15 protein-coding genes are annotated in these 17,377 nt (G+C 66.6%); 1 reads left to right on the top strand and 14 read right to left on the bottom strand.

Annotated features, from left to right (window positions below):
- Positions 1-6: 6 nt before the first annotated feature.
- The 13 genes from ABFX36_RS09755 to lspA form a co-directional block, all read right to left on the bottom strand.
- On the bottom strand, positions 7-1,176 hold the full coding sequence (locus ABFX36_RS09755; protein WP_039866956.1) for an MlaD family protein: 1,170 nt from the start codon (positions 1,174-1,176) through the stop codon (positions 7-9).
- Positions 1,164-2,264: an MlaD family protein gene (locus ABFX36_RS09750; protein WP_006895356.1), complete on the bottom strand. Its 1,101-nt coding sequence runs from the start codon at positions 2,262-2,264 to the stop codon at positions 1,164-1,166. Before ABFX36_RS09750 ends, ABFX36_RS09755 begins: the two co-directional genes overlap by 13 nt.
- Positions 2,261-3,367: an MCE family protein gene (locus tag ABFX36_RS09745; RefSeq protein ID WP_039866954.1), complete on the bottom strand. Its 1,107-nt coding sequence runs from the start codon at positions 3,365-3,367 to the stop codon at positions 2,261-2,263. Before ABFX36_RS09745 ends, ABFX36_RS09750 begins: the two co-directional genes overlap by 4 nt.
- Positions 3,361-4,353 carry an MCE family protein gene (locus ABFX36_RS09740; protein WP_006895354.1) on the bottom strand — a complete coding sequence of 331 codons (993 nt, stop codon included), beginning with the start codon at positions 4,351-4,353 and terminating at the stop codon, positions 3,361-3,363. The genes ABFX36_RS09745 and ABFX36_RS09740 overlap by 7 nt, the downstream gene beginning before the upstream one ends.
- Positions 4,350-5,384 (bottom strand): MlaD family protein, encoded by a 1,035-nt coding sequence (locus tag ABFX36_RS09735; RefSeq protein ID WP_006895353.1) that lies wholly within the window; start codon positions 5,382-5,384, stop codon positions 4,350-4,352. Before ABFX36_RS09735 ends, ABFX36_RS09740 begins: the two co-directional genes overlap by 4 nt.
- On the bottom strand, positions 5,381-6,676 hold the full coding sequence (locus ABFX36_RS09730; protein WP_006895352.1) for an MlaD family protein: 1,296 nt from the start codon (positions 6,674-6,676) through the stop codon (positions 5,381-5,383). The genes ABFX36_RS09735 and ABFX36_RS09730 overlap by 4 nt, the downstream gene beginning before the upstream one ends.
- Before the next feature lie 3 nt (positions 6,677-6,679).
- Positions 6,680-7,546: an ABC transporter permease gene (locus tag ABFX36_RS09725; protein ID WP_006895351.1), complete on the bottom strand. Its 867-nt coding sequence runs from the start codon at positions 7,544-7,546 to the stop codon at positions 6,680-6,682.
- A 1-nt stretch (position 7,547) separates the two neighbouring features.
- A complete protein-coding gene (locus tag ABFX36_RS09720; RefSeq protein ID WP_006895350.1) occupies positions 7,548-8,393 on the bottom strand; it encodes an MlaE family ABC transporter permease in 846 nt (281 codons plus the stop codon).
- A gap of 288 nt (positions 8,394-8,681) precedes the next feature.
- The gene (ilvA, locus tag ABFX36_RS09715; protein WP_006895349.1) at positions 8,682-10,064 is read right to left on the bottom strand and encodes a threonine ammonia-lyase IlvA; all 1,383 of its coding nucleotides are present in this window, start codon (positions 10,062-10,064) and stop codon (positions 8,682-8,684) included.
- Positions 10,021-10,302 (bottom strand): hypothetical protein, encoded by a 282-nt coding sequence (locus tag ABFX36_RS09710; RefSeq protein WP_039866952.1) that lies wholly within the window; start codon positions 10,300-10,302, stop codon positions 10,021-10,023. The genes ilvA and ABFX36_RS09710 overlap by 44 nt, the downstream gene beginning before the upstream one ends.
- A gap of 69 nt (positions 10,303-10,371) precedes the next feature.
- Positions 10,372-13,908, bottom strand: coding sequence for a DNA polymerase III subunit alpha (gene dnaE, locus ABFX36_RS09705; protein WP_006895348.1), 3,537 nt, complete (start codon positions 13,906-13,908; stop codon positions 10,372-10,374).
- Positions 13,909-14,045: 137 nt separating this feature from the next.
- The gene (locus ABFX36_RS09700; protein WP_006895347.1) at positions 14,046-14,972 is read right to left on the bottom strand and encodes an RluA family pseudouridine synthase; all 927 of its coding nucleotides are present in this window, start codon (positions 14,970-14,972) and stop codon (positions 14,046-14,048) included.
- Positions 14,965-15,567 (bottom strand): signal peptidase II, encoded by a 603-nt coding sequence (gene lspA / locus ABFX36_RS09695; protein WP_006895346.1) that lies wholly within the window; start codon positions 15,565-15,567, stop codon positions 14,965-14,967. The genes ABFX36_RS09700 and lspA overlap by 8 nt, the downstream gene beginning before the upstream one ends.
- Before the next feature lie 83 nt (positions 15,568-15,650).
- Between lspA and ABFX36_RS09690 the strand changes: the two genes are divergently transcribed.
- Entirely contained in the window at positions 15,651-16,637 is a 987-nt protein-coding gene (locus ABFX36_RS09690; protein WP_006895345.1) for a hypothetical protein, read from the top strand.
- A 53-nt stretch (positions 16,638-16,690) separates the two neighbouring features.
- Here ABFX36_RS09690 and ABFX36_RS09685 read toward each other — a convergent pair whose 3' ends face one another.
- Positions 16,691-17,272 carry a WKL family lipoprotein gene (locus tag ABFX36_RS09685; protein ID WP_006895344.1) on the bottom strand — a complete coding sequence of 194 codons (582 nt, stop codon included), beginning with the start codon at positions 17,270-17,272 and terminating at the stop codon, positions 16,691-16,693.
- Between the last annotated feature and the right edge of the window lie 105 nt (positions 17,273-17,377).

The following is a 17,377-nucleotide window of genomic DNA, read 5'->3' as shown; positions in this document are numbered from 1 at the left end:
CCTTCATCACTTGTCGAGCGGTACCGTGCGGGCGTTCGGATCGTAGTCCGGAGGCGGACCCGCCGTGTCGTCGCCCTTCGGTCGCGGTGCGTTCGCCGCCCCGCGGACCTGCATGGTCGGATCCTCGGTGACACAGTACAGATTCTTCGGCACGGTGAGTTCGAGGATCTTGGTCGGACGCACCGGAGCGATCTGGTAGTTGCACGACGGCCGCGGATACACCGATGCCAGCGCCCACCAGGCGCCGTCGTGGAACATCTTCTGTGCCTGAATGGACCCGTCCCGGATCGCGGGGAACAGGGTCGCCAGCGCCGGCGCGCGCAGTGCACCCTGTCGCGCGACGTCGAGGAACTGGGTCAGAACGTCGCTGAGCGGATCGGTGATCGTCGCCAGCGATCCGGCGAGGCTCGTGAACTGTTCCGGTCCGTTCCCCAGGAGCGTCCGCAGTTCCTTGTCGGCCGCGACCGTCGCGTCGAAGAGCGAGTCGAGCCCGCCGGCGAGGCGTCCGAGATCCGGTTGGACCTGCGCCGTGGTCTTGAGGATCGTTCCGGAGTTCTTGATCAGGGTGGTGGTCTCCGGCAGCACCTTCGCCAGATCGGCGAAGATCACGCCTCCGGAGTTGAAGACCGACTTGAGCTGGTTGGGCCCGCGGTCGTTGAGTGCGATCTCGAGTTCCTTGAGCGTCGCGGTGAGTTTCGGCGCATCGATCTGGCTGATGACGTCGAGCGTCGACTGCAGCATCCCCGGGAAGGCCGCCGTCACGTGCGTCTGGCCCACCTGGATCACATCTCCGTCCTGCAGGTACGGGCCGTCATCGGTGGTCGGGGTGATGTTCACGTACTGCTCGCCCGCTGCCGACAGGCCGAGTGCGGAGAACGTCGCTCCCTTGTTGATCTTGTAGTCGTCGCGCAGATCGAGAGTCACGTCGACGCTCTTGGGCGTGACCTGAATGGAACGGACCTCGCCGATCTGGGCGCCGCGCAGCATCACCTTGCTGGTGTCCTGCAGGCCGCCGGAGACCGGGAAATGCACCATGACCTGATACGTGCTCTGCCACGGACGCCAACTGAGACTGTTGAAGGCGAGGAACGCCAGACCCACCAGCATCACCACGACCAGCCCCAGGTTGCCGATCATGATCTTGCGTTTGCGCAGCCATCGCATCATGAGCAGCATCCCTTCGTTCCGGTGAGACGAGCGATGATGCGGGCGAGTGTCTGTTCCAGACTGTGCATGCCGTTGGTGACGTCCGCGCCTTCGGGCAACCGCGACGCCGAATCGAATCCGGCGCCCGGCGTCAGCCAGTACACCTTGGCCGAGACCGCCGCCGCACTTCCGGACGTCGACTTGACCCACTTCGGGTTCAGCTCGGCCATGCGGTCGGCGAGCGGCCCGAAGATCGGCGCCGCATTCTCCAGCGCCACCAGCGTGGTGTTGAGGTGGCCGAGCATCTCGCCGAAGTCGGCCTGCTCGGTGTTCAGGAAATCGTTGGTCGCGGCGGTCACCTTGTTCGTCTTGTCGAGGGTCGTCAGGATCATGCCGAGTTGGTCGTTGACCGTGTTGATCGCCGCGGGGAGCTTGTTGATCGCGGCGGCGATCTGGTTGCGGCCGTTCGCCAGTTCCTTCGACCACCGCGCTGTGACGGCCATCGATTGGTCGACCGCCGCCGAGTTCTTGTTGAACTTGTCGATCGCGGTCGTGAATCCCTCGATGGCGCCGTGCAGTTCGGGAGCATTGCCGCCGATGGCGGTGCTGAGCTCGGTGAAGATCCGCTGCAGGGAGCTCACCGAACCCGAGTCGACCAGACCCGTCAGACTCACGAGCAGGTCCTCCACCGTCGCCGCCGCCGAGGTGGGGCCGGCCAGGGTGCCGCCGTCGCGCACCATCCCCTTCGAGGTGTCCGCCGGCGGCTGCAGCGCGACGAAGACGTCGCCGAGCGGTGTCGCCTGACGCAGTTCGGCTCCGGTGCCGATCGGCAGTTCGGTGTCCTTCGCCACCTTCATCGTGACCTCGGCGCGGTAGTTCTTCGCGACGATGGACTCCACCTCGCCCACATCCAGGCCGCCGAGACGGACCTTGGCCTTGTTCGGCAGGTTGAGTGCGTTCTCGAACGAGGTGTGGACGGTGATCGAGTCGCTGATCCCGCCCGGGGCGGGCAGCGGGATCTGCTCCACCGTGACGCCGGGGACGGCGCCGCATGCGGTGAGGCTGACCGTGGTGACGAGTGAGACCGCCGCGAGACCGGCCTTGCGAATCCTGGTCATTTCTTGCTCAGCTCCAACAGTCCGGAATAGATGCCCAGGTCGGGGCCGAAGTCCTTCAGCTGACCGGTGTCGCAGCCCTTCTGGTTCAGGTTGATCGCATTGCAGAACTTGTTGAGCATCTGGTTGTCGAGCAGCGACTTGTCAAGGAAGACCGAGGTCCGCCACGCACCCTGTTCGGCCGAGATCGAGTTCGAGAGGTTCTGGAACAGCAGGGGCGCCACATCGATCGTCTCCACCACCTCGCGGGAGAAGTCCGACAGATTGGCCGCCAGCGACGCCATCCTGCCGGTCGCACCGCTGATCGCACCCGAGTTGGCGGCGAGGAACTCGGAGGTGTTCTGCAGGGTCTTGTTCAGGTCGTGCAGCGACGCGACGAGGCCGACCGACTGGTCGCCCAGCATGTCCGAGACCTGCGTCATCGACGACGAGAACTGCTGCATCTTCGGATAGTTGTCGGTGAGCGCCGTGGTGAGCGTGCTCAGCGACTTGATGATCGACATCAATGCGTCACCGTTGTCCGCGCCGAGCTTGCCCGCCTTCGAGAGCGCATCGAGCGCCTGCCGCAGCTTCTCGCCGTTGCCGGAGGCGATTCCCGAAGTCACGTCGACGAAGTCGGCGATCGGCCCCTCGCCGGGCCGGTCTCCCGACATGGCCTTGACGATCTTGTCGATCGAATCGAACAGCGTGCCGATCTCCACCGGCGCCTCGGTGTGGCGGATCACGTCGCCGTCGCCGAGCTTGGGTCCCTTGGTGTAGGTGGGCGACAGCTCGATGTGCCGCGTGGTCACGATCGAGGTGTTGACGATCGCCGCCGTCACATCGGCGGGCACGTCGACGCTGTTGTCGACGGTCATCGTGACCTTCACCCGAGTGCCCTGGGGCTCCACGGAGGTGATGCGACCGACCGGCATTCCGAGAACCGCGACGTCGTTGCCGGTGAAGATTCCCGACACGTCGTCGAAATAGGCTGTGACGGTGTTGGCCTGGCCCAGCGCCGCGGTCCAGGTGGCGGGCATCAGCGAGCAGCCGCTGACGGTCGTCGCCGTCACCGCGACCAGCGCCACCGCGGCCATCGCGCTCTTGATCCGGGACATCCTCAGCATCCGTCCACCACCCGCGCCGCGCAGAGCCAGTTGTCGGGGAACAGGCCCCACGGCAGGTAGCCGTTCGCATAGGGCCCGTCACCGGTGAGATTCGTGGTCAACCGGGCGGTGACCGGCAGGACGTCAAGCAGCTTGCGCAGGTTGTCGCGGTTCTTCTCGAGTCCGTTCGCAATCGTGTTGAGGTTCGCCATCACCGGTGCGAACTGGTCGCCGTTCTCCGCGGCCACCGCCGACGCCTGATCGGTGAGGGCGGCCACGCCGTCGAGCATCCGGGTCACGAGTTGTTCGCGAGCCACGATCTTGTTCGCCAGTTGGGCGCCCTGGCCGACGATGATCGACAGCGCGAACTGACTGTCGACGACCTGCTTGGTGACCGCATCGGTGTCTTTGAGCAGCTGGTTGATCTGATCGTGCCGATTGTTGAGCACGTTCGACATCCGGGTCAGCGCATCGAGTGTGGGTCCCATGATCGCGGGCGCACCCGCCAGCTGCGTGCTCAGCGTGCGGATGCTGTTGGTGAGGTCATTCGGTTCGATGCCCGCAAGCACCGGGGTGCCCTTGGCCAGGGTCTGCTGGAGGTCGTAGGGCACGTACGTGTGCTGGATCCGGTCGTTCGGCGTCGCCTTGTCGCTTTGCCCGAGCACGATGTCGACGTACCGCTGCCCCAACAGCGTCGACATCTTGATCTCGGCGGAGCCGTCGTCCTTGACCTCGACGTCCTTGTCGACCTTCATGGCGACCTCGACGTGGTCTCCGGCCAGTTCGGTCTTCGACACTTCGCCGACGTCGATGCCCGCCACGCGGACTTTGTCACCGGGACGGATTCCGCCCGCCTGTTCGAAGTCTGCGGTGTACGTCCGCTTACCGAGTCCGGCCGAACTCAGCCCGACCACGGCGACCAGGACGATCGCGATGACGACGACACCGAGGATCCCGTACCACAGCCGGCGGTTGCCGTGGAACGACCGGGCGAGACGCTTCTTCATCGGCACACCACCGAGTGGTTGGTGCCACCGATCTTGTTGATCAGGCCGGGCGGGAACAGGACGTCGCCGATGGAGATGTCGAGGTCACACGCGTAGATGTTCAAGTAGTTGCCCTGCATCATCACATTCGGGAAGTGTCCGAGGAAGATCGGCAGCTCGACCGCGAGCCGGTCCATCTTGGCGCCGTTGGCGATCAGTTTGCCGGTGGCGTCGTCGGCGGCGGTGCCGGCCGACTTGAGGGTCGCGCGGTTCTGCGCGAACACCTGGGCGAAACCGGTGGTGGTCTGGCCGAGCTGATCGATCGCCTTGCCGAACTGCTGAGAGTTGCCGTTGAGACCCTCGATCAGCTTTCCGGTGCTGTCGAGGAGGGTCTGCACCTGGTCGCCCTGTGAGGCCAGTTCGCGCATCACCACCCCCATGTTCGTGATGATCGCGCCGAGCACCTGGTCGCGGTCGGCCATGTCGCTCGCCACCTGCCCGATCTCGGCGATCGTGCGAGAGAGAGACACCTCGTCGCCCTGGAAGGCCTGGATCAGGCTCTCCGACAGCGTGTTGACCTGTTCGGGTGTCAGCGTGTCGAAGACCGGCTGGAATCCGGCGAGGAGTTTGGTGACGTCGAACGAGTCCTCGCCCGGCAGACGCAGCGCCGAGCCCTCGCTCAGCTGAGCCTGCGGTGTCGGACCGTCCAGCGAAAGCGCCAGGTACCGCTGACCGATCAGGTTCTGGTAACGGATCGCGGCCCGGGTGTTCGCGTACACCTTCTGATCGTGCTGGACCTCGAACCTGACGAGGGCCCTGCCGTCGTCGAGGTCGATGCTCTCCACGCGCCCGACGCGCACGCCCGCCATTCTGACGTCGTCGCCCTCCGCGAGCCCGGACGCGTCGTTGAACGTGGTCGTGTACCCGCTGGTCGGCCCGCTCACCGAGCGCTCGAGCGTGGACCAGATCAGATACGTCATCGCCAGCGCGACGATCGCGAACAGGGTGAATCCGATCAGCGGCTTGCGGATGGTCGATTTAGCGGCGCTCACCGGCCTCCCTCCTGCGGTGTCACGGCCGAGACCAGCGGGCCGAGCATGAGGCTGTCGGCCGAGGTCGGCTTCCGTCCGAGCGCGCCCTTGAGCGTCTTCTCGTCCTTTCCGGTCGTCACAGCACTGACCGGCTTCTGGGCGGCGGCCCGCTTCATTCCCGGCGGGTACACCGTCAACGGTCCCGACATGGTCGGGCCCGTGCCGGTCCCGGGGCCGACGCATCCCGGCCCACGGGCCGTCCCGTAGGGGCCGCCGTCGTAAACCGGGCAGTTCTGGCGCGTGTACTGCGCGAACGCACTGAAGCTGACGCCGAGGTTCAGCTGAACGTGGCCGTTCACGCCGGTGAAGACTCCGAGCACCCTGCCCGCCAGGACGTAGAGCTGCTGCAGCGCCTCGGGCAGTGAGTTCGGTTCCAGCGTGATCGCTCCGAGCATCGTGTTCAGATCACGCACGATCCGCTTGCCGCCGTCGCCGTTCTTGGCGAAGAGGGTGTGCACTTGGTCGAGCATCCCCTGGCCGGCCGACAGCAGTGCGGTCAGCTGGTCGGCGTTCTGCGCGATCGTCATCGCCGGAACCACCGACTTGCCGAGCGCGTCGAGCAGTTGCGGGGTCGACTGCGCCAGACCGCGGATCGCCCGGTCGAAGTTCTCGAAACCGGACGGTGCGCCCGGCGGGAACTGCGCGTTGATGGTCTTCCAGTAGGTGTCGAGAACACCGACGAAGGTGGAGAAGGTTGCGCCGCCGCCCTGCAGCGCGTCGGCGATGGTGCCGAGCACCATGCCGAGATCTTCGGGCGGGACACTCCGCAGCAGCGAGCGGAGCTCGTTCTGCGCGTCCTGCAGCCGGATGGTCGGCTCGGAGGTGTCGGCCTTCACCACGTCGCCGCCGCTGATCGACTCCGAGGCGGGATTCGCCGGCGCGATCAGCTCCACCGAGTTCACGCCGAAGAGGTTCGACGGAACGGTGCGCGCGGTGGTGTTCGCCGGGATGCCGGACGCCTGGTCCGGGTTCAGGATCAACGCGACGTCCTTCGTCGGGTTGTCACCGCTGCCGACCAGGGTGATCGAATCGACCGACCCCACGATGAAGCCGTTGTAGCGGACGTCGGCGCCGGGAACCAGTCCGTCGCCGACGTCGGTCAGCTCCGCGGTGACCTCGGTGCGGTCGTCGAACTTGCCCTCGTACCGGGCCAGCAGCAGTGCGAACACGACCACCGCCACGGCGAGGAACGCCAGCCCCCGCAGGAAGTACGTCTTGAGCGACGGATCGCGCCCACCAGTATCGATTCGCATCCGTCACCCCGATATCTTGATGCCGGCCGAGGTGCCCCAGAACACCAGCGTGAGGATCAGGTTCGCGAAGACGATCGTGATGATCGACAGCCGGATCGCATGCCCGGCCGCGACGCCCACGCCTTCCGGACCGCCCGACGCGAAGTATCCGTAGTAGCACTGGATGAAGGTCGTGAGCAGGACGAAGACTATGACTTTGAGGAACGAGAAGACCACATCGCGCGACAGGATGAATTCGTCGAAGTAGTGCAGGTAGGTGCCCGATCCCTGTCCCGACTGGATCTGGAACATGAACTGGCAGGCGATGTAGTTGGCGGCCAGCGAGATCGCGTACAGCGGGATGATCGACAGGACCGCCGCGGCCATCCGGGTCGTCACCAGATAAGGCAGCGGCCGGATCGCGATCGATTCGAGCGCGTCGATCTCCTCGCTGATCCGCATCGACCCGAGCTGCGCCGTGAACCGGCAGCCCGACTGTGCGGTGAACGCCGTCGCGGCCAGCAGCGGAGCGATCTCACGGGTGGTCGCGAACGCCGAGAGTCCGCCGGTGATCGGCGACATGCCGAGCAGGTTGAGCGCCGTGTAGCCCTCGATGCCGACGGTCGCGCCGCCCATCACACCGAGGATCACCATGACGCCGACGGTTCCGCCGCCGACGACGATCGCGCCGTTGCCCCACGCCACGTCGGAGAGCAGTCGCCAGACCTCTTTCCGGTAGTGCGTGAAGGTGATGGGCGCCAGTCCGATCGACTTCACGAGGAAGGTGATCAGGTGCCCCATCGCGACGATGCCGTCGCGCGGCGCCTCCCACAGCTTCCGCAGCCAGCCGAGCGGTTTGAGCAGCGGCGGTACGTAGCGTGACGCGGCCATCTCACACCACCTTCGCCGGCACGACGAGTGCGAACACCTGGGTGAGCACCACGTTGACGGTGAACAGCAGGATCACCGAGTTGACGACCGCCGCATTCACCGAGTTCGCGACACCGGCCGGGCCGCCGCTGGTGGTGAGGCCGCGGTCGCAGGCGACGATCGCCACGATGGCGCCGAAGATCACGGCTTTCACCAGGGCGAACAACAGATCGGGCACGCCGGCGAAGGAAGCGAACGTCCCCGTGTAGCTGCCGGGCGTCCCGCCCTGGAAGTAGACGTTGAACAGGTAGCCGGTGATGAAGCCGACGAAGCAGACGAAGCCGCAGAGCAGGAACGAGACCACCATCGTGGCGAGCAGCCGGGGCGAGATCAGACGCTGGATCGGGTTGACTCCCATCACCCGCATGGCGTCGATCTCCTCGCGGATCGTGCGCGAGCCGAGGTCGGCGGCGATGGCCGAGCCGACCGCACCCGCCAGCAGCAGCGAAGTCACCAGCGGCGCGCCCTGCCGGATGACGCCGAGGCCGGTCGCGGCGCCGGAGAACGACGTGGCGCCGATCTGGCCGGCGATGTTCGAGACCTGGATCGAGACGATGACGCCGATCGGGATCGCCACGAGCAGCGTCGGGAAGACCGACGTGGAGGCCATGAACGCGCACTGCCGGATGAACTCGCCGAAGGGGAAGCGCTTCTTGACGATGTCTTCGATGAGGACCTTGAACACTTCGACGAACATCGCGAGCTGACGGCCGAAGGTCTCGAAGGACTTCTTGATGTGCTCGTCGAACCATTTGCGGGCGCCGCTGTCGGACCAACGACGCGCAGCAGCACGTGGGTGCGCGTCCACCGTGTCTGTGCTCAATCCCCTGCCTTCGCCCTCTTCGCCTCCGCGGGTGCGGTGGGGAGTCGACAGTCGCCGCGCCCCCCGCCGGCCCCACCCCCGAGGGGGTGTTCGGTCGTAATATACACAGCGATTTCGGGAAAGTGTGCCAGGCGCCACACATAACTTCACCTATGTAGGAAATAGGCAGGTGACCCTCCCACGACGCCGGTAACCAGGTGATCGGGTGGTCGAGACGAGGACGGCGGCCGCCCCCGTCGTTACCGGGAGCGACCGCCGTCGCGCTGGGTCCGCCTACGTCAGGTAGCGGTACGCCGGAGTGTCCGGCTCGAGTTGTTCGACGTCCAGACGGGAGCGCTTCATCCGGTCCTGCAACCCGGACAGATCCGACGGGTCGCCGAGTTCCACGCCGACCAACGCGGCCCCGGTCTCGCGGTTGTTCCGCTTGACGTACTCGAACAGAGTGATGTCGTCGTCGGGACCGAGGACGTCGTCGAGGAAGCGGCGCAGCGCGCCCGGCTCCTGCGGGAAGTTCACCAGGAAGTAGTGCTTGAGACCGCGGTGCACCAACGACCGCTCGATGATCTCGCCGTAGCGGGAGACGTCGTTGTTGCCGCCCGAGACGAGTGCGACCACGGTGGCACCGGCGGGAAGATCGAGTTCGCGCACCGCGGTCGCCGCGAGCGCGCCCGCGGGCTCGGCGATGATCCCCTCGTTCTGGTACAGCTCGAGCATGGTCGAGCAGATCGCCCCCTCGCTCACATTCGTGATGGTGACGCTGCCCGGCGCGAGGTCGATCTCCGAGGCCTCGATCACCGGCACCCGCGGGTGCGAGGTGACGTCGGCGAGCACGGGGTGGTTCACCACCCGGGCCCCGGCGGCCGCCATCACGCCGTGCCCCAGGCCGCCGATGCGCTGCACTGCCGCACCGTCGACGAAGGAGTCGACGGTCGGCAGCGTGTACGGTGCACCGTTGACCAGCGCGGCCGCGAGCGACACGGCACCGTGCGGCTCCACGCCGACGATCGCGACGCCGGGGCACGCCGCACGCAGGTAGGTGACGATTCCGGCCATGCAGCCCGCACCGCCGACCGGCAACACGACGACGTCGGGATCGGCTCCGAGCTGCTCGAGGATCTCCTTGCCGATCGTGCCCTGCCCGGCCGCCGTGCGCGGGTCGTCGAAGGCATGGATCCACGTGGCGCCCGTGCGGATCACGTCGCTCTGGGCCGCGGCCGCCGCGGCGTCGTAGGTCTCACCGACCGGAATGAGCTCGACGAACCCTCGGCCATGCCACAGAATCCGGTCGCACTTCTGCTTGGGAGTGGTCGTCGGTACGTAGATCCGACCCTTGACCTGCATGGTGGCGCACGCGAACGCGACGCCCTGTGCGTGATTGCCCGCGCTCGCCGCGACGACGCCTGCGGCCAGTTCATCTGCGCTCAGCTGCGCCATGACGTTGTAGGCGCCGCGGATCTTGTAGGAGCGGACGGTCTGCAGATCCTCGCGCTTGAGATGCACTCGCGCACCGGTGGCGTCACTCAGGCGGGGGCAGTCCTCCAGCGGTGTCCGGCGTACGACGCCGTCCAGACGACGTGCCGCAGCCTCAATGCTCGCCGGGGTGAGGGTCGAATCAGCGGCGGGAGTGGTGTTCGGCGATGAAGTCACGCTCTCCATCGTCCCACCGTTCACGAAGCAGCACATAGCCGCCCCACCACACCGTGATCACCGCGACTGCACTGGCCCACATTGACGCCGTCCCGGAGCCGGTGAAGGTGAACACGAGCGCGGCGACGACCACGCCGGCGACCACAGCGGCCAGCTTGTACAGCGGCCACGGCACCCCGAACACCGGAACCTGCACGGCGCGATGCACAGTTGCGGGCTGAGGTGCCTGTCGGATCAGCGTGGTCATATCCACAGTGTAGCTCAGTCGACGAGTTGAGATTCGGTGAACCGAATCTCGGCCTCGTGCCTGCCCTTCTCAGGTCAGACAGCTCGGGCCCAGGAGTGCCTTCAAATCCCCCATCAGGGCCGACGACGGCGCCACGCGCAGTGAGTCCATCAACCGCAACTGCGTCTGCTTCCGGTCGCTGACCAGCGTCACATGAACGTCGGAGGTCCCCGGATGACGCACGAGGATCTGTTTGAGCGCGCTGACCCGGTCGGGCGTGCAGACGCGGGCCGACAGCGTGAGATTCAGCGGCTTGGTGGTGCCGACCGCTGACAGGTCCGGAACCGCGAGGTCGTTGGCGCTGATCATCGTCGAATCGTCACGCTTGTTGACACGGGCCTTGACCAGGACGATGTTGTCGGGCACCAGGTCCATCCCGTACGCGACGTACGCGCGCGGGAAGAAGTACACCTCGACGCCGCCCACCATGTCCTCGAGCTGGACCGCCGCCCACGGCTCGCCCTTCTTGTTCACCCGTCGGGTCACCGAGGAGATGATGCCGCCGATGGTGATCTGCGCGCCGTCGGCCACCGACCCTTCGAGGAGCGCGGTGATCGAGGTGTCGGTCTGCGCCGCGATCGCGTGCTCCAGTCCTGCCAGTGGGTGGCCGGACACGTACAGGCCCAGCATGTCTCGTTCGAGAGCGAGCTTGTGCTTGGTCTCCCACTCGTCCTCCGGCACCTTGACCGCGAACACGTCCGAGGCACCGCCGTCGTCGTCTCCGACACCGCCGAAGAGGTCGAACTGGCCGACCGCTTCGGCCTTCTTGGTCGACAGCACGGCGTCGATCGCTTCGGAGTGAACGAGGAACAGGCCCTTGCGGTCGTGACCGAGCGAATCGAAACCGCCGGCTTTGATCAGCGACTCGGTGACCTTCTTGCTGCACGCCTGCACGTCGATCTTGCCCAAGTAGTCCGAGAAGCTCGTGTAGGTGCCCTTCTCCTCGCGCGCCGAGATGATCGAGGAGACCACTCCGGACCCGACGTTGCGGATCGCGGCCAGACCGAATCGGATGTCCTCCCCCACCGCGGCGAAGTCGGCACGCGACTCGTTGACGTCGGGTGGCAGCACCGTGATGCCCATCTTGCGACAGTCCGCGAGGTAGATCGCCGCTTTGTCCTTGTCGTCGCCGACCGACGTCAGCAGCCCCGCCATGTACTCGGCCGGGTAGTTGGCCTTGAGATAGGCGGTCCAGAACGAGACCAGCCCGTAGCCGGCGGCGTGCGATTTGTTGAAGGCGTAGCCGGCGAACGGCAGAACCGTGTCCCACAGGGCGGTGATCGCCCCCTGTGAGAAGCCGTTGTTCTTCATCCCCTCCGCGAAACCGTCGTAGGCCTCGTCGAGGATCTCCTTCTTCTTCTTTCCCATCGCACGACGGAGCAGGTCGGCCTGTCCGAGCGAGTAGCCCGCCACCTTCTGAGCGATCTGCATGATCTGCTCCTGGTAGACGATCAGGCCGTAGGTCTCCGCCAGGATCTCCTTGAGCGGCTCCTCCAACTCGGGATGGATCGGCTTGACGTCCTGCAGACCGTTCTTCCGCTTGGCGTAGTCGGTGTGCGCGTTCACACCCATCGGCCCCGGGCGGTACAGCGCCAACACGGCGACGATGTCTTCGAAGCCGGTGGGCTGCATCATCTTCAGCAGCTCGCGCATGGCCGCGCCGTCGAGCTGGAAGACGCCGAGCGTGTCGCCCCGCGCCAGCAGCTCGTAGGTCTTCGGATCCTCGAGCGGCAGCTTGTCGAGATCGAGGTCGATGCCGCGGTTGGTCTTGATGTTCTCGATCGCGTCACCGATGACGGTCAGGTTGCGCAGCCCGAGGAAGTCCATCTTGAGCAGACCGATGGCCTCGCACGAGGGATAGTCCCAACCGGTGATGATGGCGCCGTCCTGCGCACGCTTCCAGACCGGGATCGCGTCGGTGAGCGGTTCGCTCGACATGATCACCGCGCAGGCGTGCACGCCCGCGTTGCGGACCAGCCCCTCCAGGCCGAGGGCGGTGTCGTAGATCCGCTTGACGTCCGGATCGGTCTCGATCAGCGTGCGGACCTCGGTGGCCTCCGAGTACCGCTCGTGCTCGGGATCGGTGATGCCCCAGACCGGGATGTCCTTGGCCATGATCGGCGGCGGGAGCGCCTTGGTGATCCGGTCTGCGATCGCGAAGCCCGGCTGACCGAATTGGACGCGGGCCGAGTCCTTGATCGCGGCCTTGGTCTTGATCGTGCCGAAGGTGATGACCTGAGCCACTTTGTCGTGGCCCCACTTCTGGGAGGCGTAGGTGATCATCTCACCGCGGCGACGGTCGTCGAAGTCGATGTCGATGTCGGGCATCGACACGCGCTCGGGGTTGAGGAACCGCTCGAACAGCAGACCGTGCGGAATGGGATCGATGTTCGTGATGCCGAGCGCGTAGGCCACCAGCGACCCCGCGGCGCTGCCTCGTCCCGGCCCGACGCGGATCCCGACCTCCAGGGCGTGCCGGATGAGGTCGCCGACGACGAGGAAGTAGGCCGGGAAACCCATCTGGTTGATGACCGACAGTTCGTACTCGGCGCGCGAGATGTAGTCCGCGGGCGGATTGCCGTCGAACCGGCGGTCCAGACCGGCCATCACTTCGCGCGCCAGCCACGTCTCCTGCGTGTAGCCGTCCGGCACCGGGAAGATCGGCATCCGGTCGTGGTGCGCGTAGACCTCCTCGTACGACTGCACGCGTTCGCCGATCTCGAGCGTCGAATCGCAGCCGCCGGGGACGACGTCGTCCCACAGCGCTCGCATCTCCTCCGCCGACTTGAGGTAGTAGCCGTCGCCGTCGAACTTGAACCGTGTCGGGTCCGACAGCGTCTTGCCCGTCTGGAGGCACAGCAGCGCCTCGTGCGCCTTGGCGTGATCGCGGGTGACGTAGTGACAGTCGTTGGTGACCAGCGGCTTGATGCCGAGCTTGCGGCCGATGTCGAGGAGCCCCGACCGCACCCGCTGCTCGATCTCGAGGCCGTGCTCCATCAGCTCGAGGTAGAAGTTCTCCTTGCCGAAGATCTCCTGCCACTTGCCCGCCGCCTCGAGAGCCTCGGCCTCGTGGCCCAGCCGCAGCCGCGTCTGCACCTCACCGGACGGGCAGCCGGTGGTCGCGATGATCCCTTCGGCGTGCTCGGCGATGATCTCGGCGTCCATACGCGCCCACTTGCCGAGCTGTCCCTCGATCGACGCCAGCGACGACAGTTTGAAGAGGTTCCGCAGCCCGGTGGCGTTCTCGGCGACCATCGTCATATGCGTGTACGCACCCGAACCGGAGACGTCGTCGGACTTCTGGTCGCGCGTGCCCCACTGGATCCGCTTAGTGTTGAAACGGGACTCCGGTGCGATGTACGCCTCGATGCCGATGATCGGCTTGATGCCGTGCTTGCGCGCGGTGTTGTAGAACTCGCTCGCACCGAACATGTTGCCGTGGTCGGTCATCCCGATCGCCGTCATGCCCAGGCGCTCGGCCTCGGCGAACAACGGGGACATCTTCGCGGCACCGTCGAGCATCGAGTACTCGGTGTGATTGTGAAGATGAACGAACGACCCGGACACGCGGCGACTCCTTGAGGCGATCGAACCAACTTGAGACCACTCCACTGTAGAGAAGACCTCGGACACTTCCGCCGTGGCACGCGGACCTGTGACGGATGAGACGAGCGGCCCGCGCGAGGGCCGATCACCTCCTCGTCTCACGGCTCCCGGAGAACGTCCAGGGCGTGCTGCAGATCGGCCGGGTACTCCGAGGTGAACTCCACGCGACGACCGTCGGCGGGGTGCGCGAAGGCCAGCATCCGGGCGTGCAGCCACTGCCGTTCGAGCCCCAGCCGGCCCGCGAGCCGGGGATCGGCGCCGTAGGTCGGGTCGCCGCAGCACGGATGGTGCATCGCCGAGAAGTGCACACGGATCTGGTGCGTGCGTCCGGTCTCCAGATGAACGTCGAGCAACGACGCCGCCGCGAACATCTCCAGGGTGTCGTAATGCGTCACGGATTCACGACCGCCCGCGGTGACGGCGAAACGCCAATCGGACCCGGGATGTCGACCGATCGGCGCGTCGATCGTCCCGGACGGCGGATCGAGGTGCCCCTGCACCAGCGCGTGGTACCGCTTCTCGACGGTGCGTTCCTTGAACGCCCGCTTCATCAGCGTGTACGCGCGTTCGGACGCGGCCACCACCATCACCCCCGAGGTACCCGCGTCGAGGCGGTGCACGATGCCCTGGCGCTCGTGCGCACCCGAGGTGGAGATGCGGAAGCCGGCCGCCGCCAGCGCTCCGATGACGGTCGGCCCCGACCAGCCGAGCGACGGATGCGCCGCGACGCCGGCGGGCTTGTCGACGACGATGATGTCGGAGTCGTGGTAGAGCACCTCGAGGTCTTCGACCGGTGTCGGCTCCACCGTGAGCGGCTGCTCCGGCTCGGGAAGAAGCACGTCGAGCCACGATCCGGCCGCCAGCTTGTGGGACTTGCCCACCGGGACGCCGTCGACGGTGATGTCACCGGCGTCGGCGAGCGTCGCGACCACCGTGCGCGAGAGACCGAGCACGCGCGCCACGCCCGCGTCCACGCGCATCCCGTGGAGACCGTCGGGGACCGGCATCGCCCGCGAGTCACGCATCGTGGTCCTCCTCGTCCTCGCCCGACTCCGCCGGGTGCTTCTCACTGCCGTGCCGAGCCGCCCATCCGGTGCGGGATCCGTCGTAGTCGTAACCGAGCAGGGTCAGCACGACCAACAGAACCGCACCGCAGACGACCGCCGAATCGGCCATGTTGAAGGTGGGCCACCAACTCCCCACCTGAATGAAGTCGACCACATGGCCGCGCAGCGGCGCCGGATCGCGGAACATCCGGTCGGTCAGATTGCCCAGCGCCCCGCCCAGCACCAGGCCCAGGCCGATCACCCAGCCCAGCGAACCGAGCCGCTTGGCGTAGCGCGCGATCACCACGACGACGGCCAGCGCGACGAAGGTCAGCACCCACGTGTAGCCGGTGGCCATGGAGAACGCCGCGCCGCTGTTACGGACCAGGTGAAAGGTGAGGAAGTCGCCGATCACCGACACCGTCTCACCGGGTTCCATCTTCGCAACCACCAGCACCTTGCTGAGGACGTCGATCAGGTAGGCGGCGACCGCCACCGCGATGAGAACGGGGATCAGCCCGACTCCGCGGCGGCGCGCCGGGTCTCCGGCGCGCTGCGCCGCAGGTTGGTTCATGACCTCAATTCTCCACATCGGCCGCGTCGGCGTCGCACCCCGCCTCGTCGGGACGGCCCGCGGCCCGCACTACTCTGGCTCGGGTGACTGTCTCGTCTCCGGTTTCCCCGCGTTCCACCACTGCCCGCCGCGCCGTCGGCATGGCCGCCGCGGCGGTCGTTCTGGCGTCCGGCGCCGCGGCGTGTTCGTCTTCGAACGACGCCTCCGGCGACGGTCCGTGTGCCACGACGCCGGCCAGCAAGTCCGACGGCGCGCGGTCGATCACCGTGCCCGACGCCGAGGTGACCGTCCTCTCCCCCGGCGAGGGTCCGGCGCAGCCGCTCACCGTCTCGCCGAGGACCGATGCCGCCCAGCGGGTCACGCTGGAGACCTCGTCGCTCGAGGCGAGCGTGGCACCGACCTCGCGCACGGAGAACACCAATCAGGTGCAGAAGACCGAGCAGCAACTCGTCACTCCGATCACCGCGCGCGCCGTGTGCGACGATCCGAGCAGTCTCGAGTTCTCCATCGGAACGCCCACCAGCAAGGACACCGCTCTCGACGGCCTGCTCGGCGCGCTCGACGGATCCACGGGCGGCATCTCGTACGCCCCGGGCCTGGTGCCCACCCGGCTGCGCCTCAAGCCCGACGAATCGTCCGAGTCACCCGCACGCAGCGCGCTGGAGCAGTCGCTCGTCGGGGCGCTCGACTACGCGGTGCCGGTGCCGACCACCCCGGTGGCCCCGGGTGCCCGATGGCAGTCGCTGCGGACGGTGTCCGCGGCCGCGACGGTCACCCAGACCATGACCGTGACACTGACCGCTCGCGAAGGCGACATCCTCAAACTCGACGTGCGGGTCGACGAGACACCGGTCGACTCGGTCTTCTCTATCCCGGGGTCCGACGCGAAGCTGCACATCGCGAAGTTCTCGATGAGCGGCTCGGGCTCGTTGACGGTCGATCTCCGCTCGCTGCTGCCGGTCTCGGGCGACCTCACGATGAAGGGCGGCCGCGAACTGACCGGCGACGACCCCAACCGGCCCATCCTGCAGCAGAACGAATTCACCCTCACCTGGCGGAAGTCGGAATGACTCCACGCCTGGCGAGGGCGAATGGATGTGCTCCGGTCAGCGGCTGACCGGAATCAGCCCGCGGCCTTCTTGCTCGAGGTCGCGCTCTTGGCCTTGCTCGACGGCGAAACGCACAGCGGCGACTGCACGTCGGTCTGGCTCAGCAGCGGGCAGACGGTCTCCTTGGAGAGCTTCCAGCGGCCGTTGTCGAAGACGATCGACGCGTCGATCTTGGTCGGCGGGTTGTTCGGCAGCTTCACCTCGACCTTCACCTTGGCTCGGTTGGGCCCGGCCTTCAGGATCGGCTTCTTGATCTCGTAGGTGACGTCCGGGTTCTCCTTCTTGGCCTTCACCAGCTGCGTGAAGAGGTTCGGGTCCACCTCGGAGCCCTCGACCAGGTCGGTCTTGGCCGCCGGCTTGATATTCGGATCGAGCGCCTTCTGAAGCATGTCGTTGAGTGCGGCGACGCCGGGAACCTTGTTCGGGTTCGTCATCTCGGCCTCGGTGCCGGTGGCCGCACTGCTCGTGGCCGCGGCGCTGGACGTGGTGGCACTGGGCACGGGCGGAGCGTCGGAGTTGTCGTTGCCGCCGCACGCCGCGGTCGCGGCGATGGCGCCGGCAAGCACGGCACCGGTCACGATTCTGCGAATGTTCACCGAAGTAGTCCTCACATTGGGGTCGGATTCCAGCGGGCCCTCCCAGACCCGAACTCAGACCACTATGCCAAAGAGCCCGCGATCCGCACACTCGCTCAGGCCGGT

The organism is Gordonia cholesterolivorans, assembly GCF_039531975.1.
Taxonomy (GTDB): domain Bacteria; phylum Actinomycetota; class Actinomycetes; order Mycobacteriales; family Mycobacteriaceae; genus Gordonia; species Gordonia sihwensis.
The sequence above is the reverse complement of the archived record's forward strand: the minus strand, read 5'-3'. Positions and strand labels throughout refer to the sequence as shown.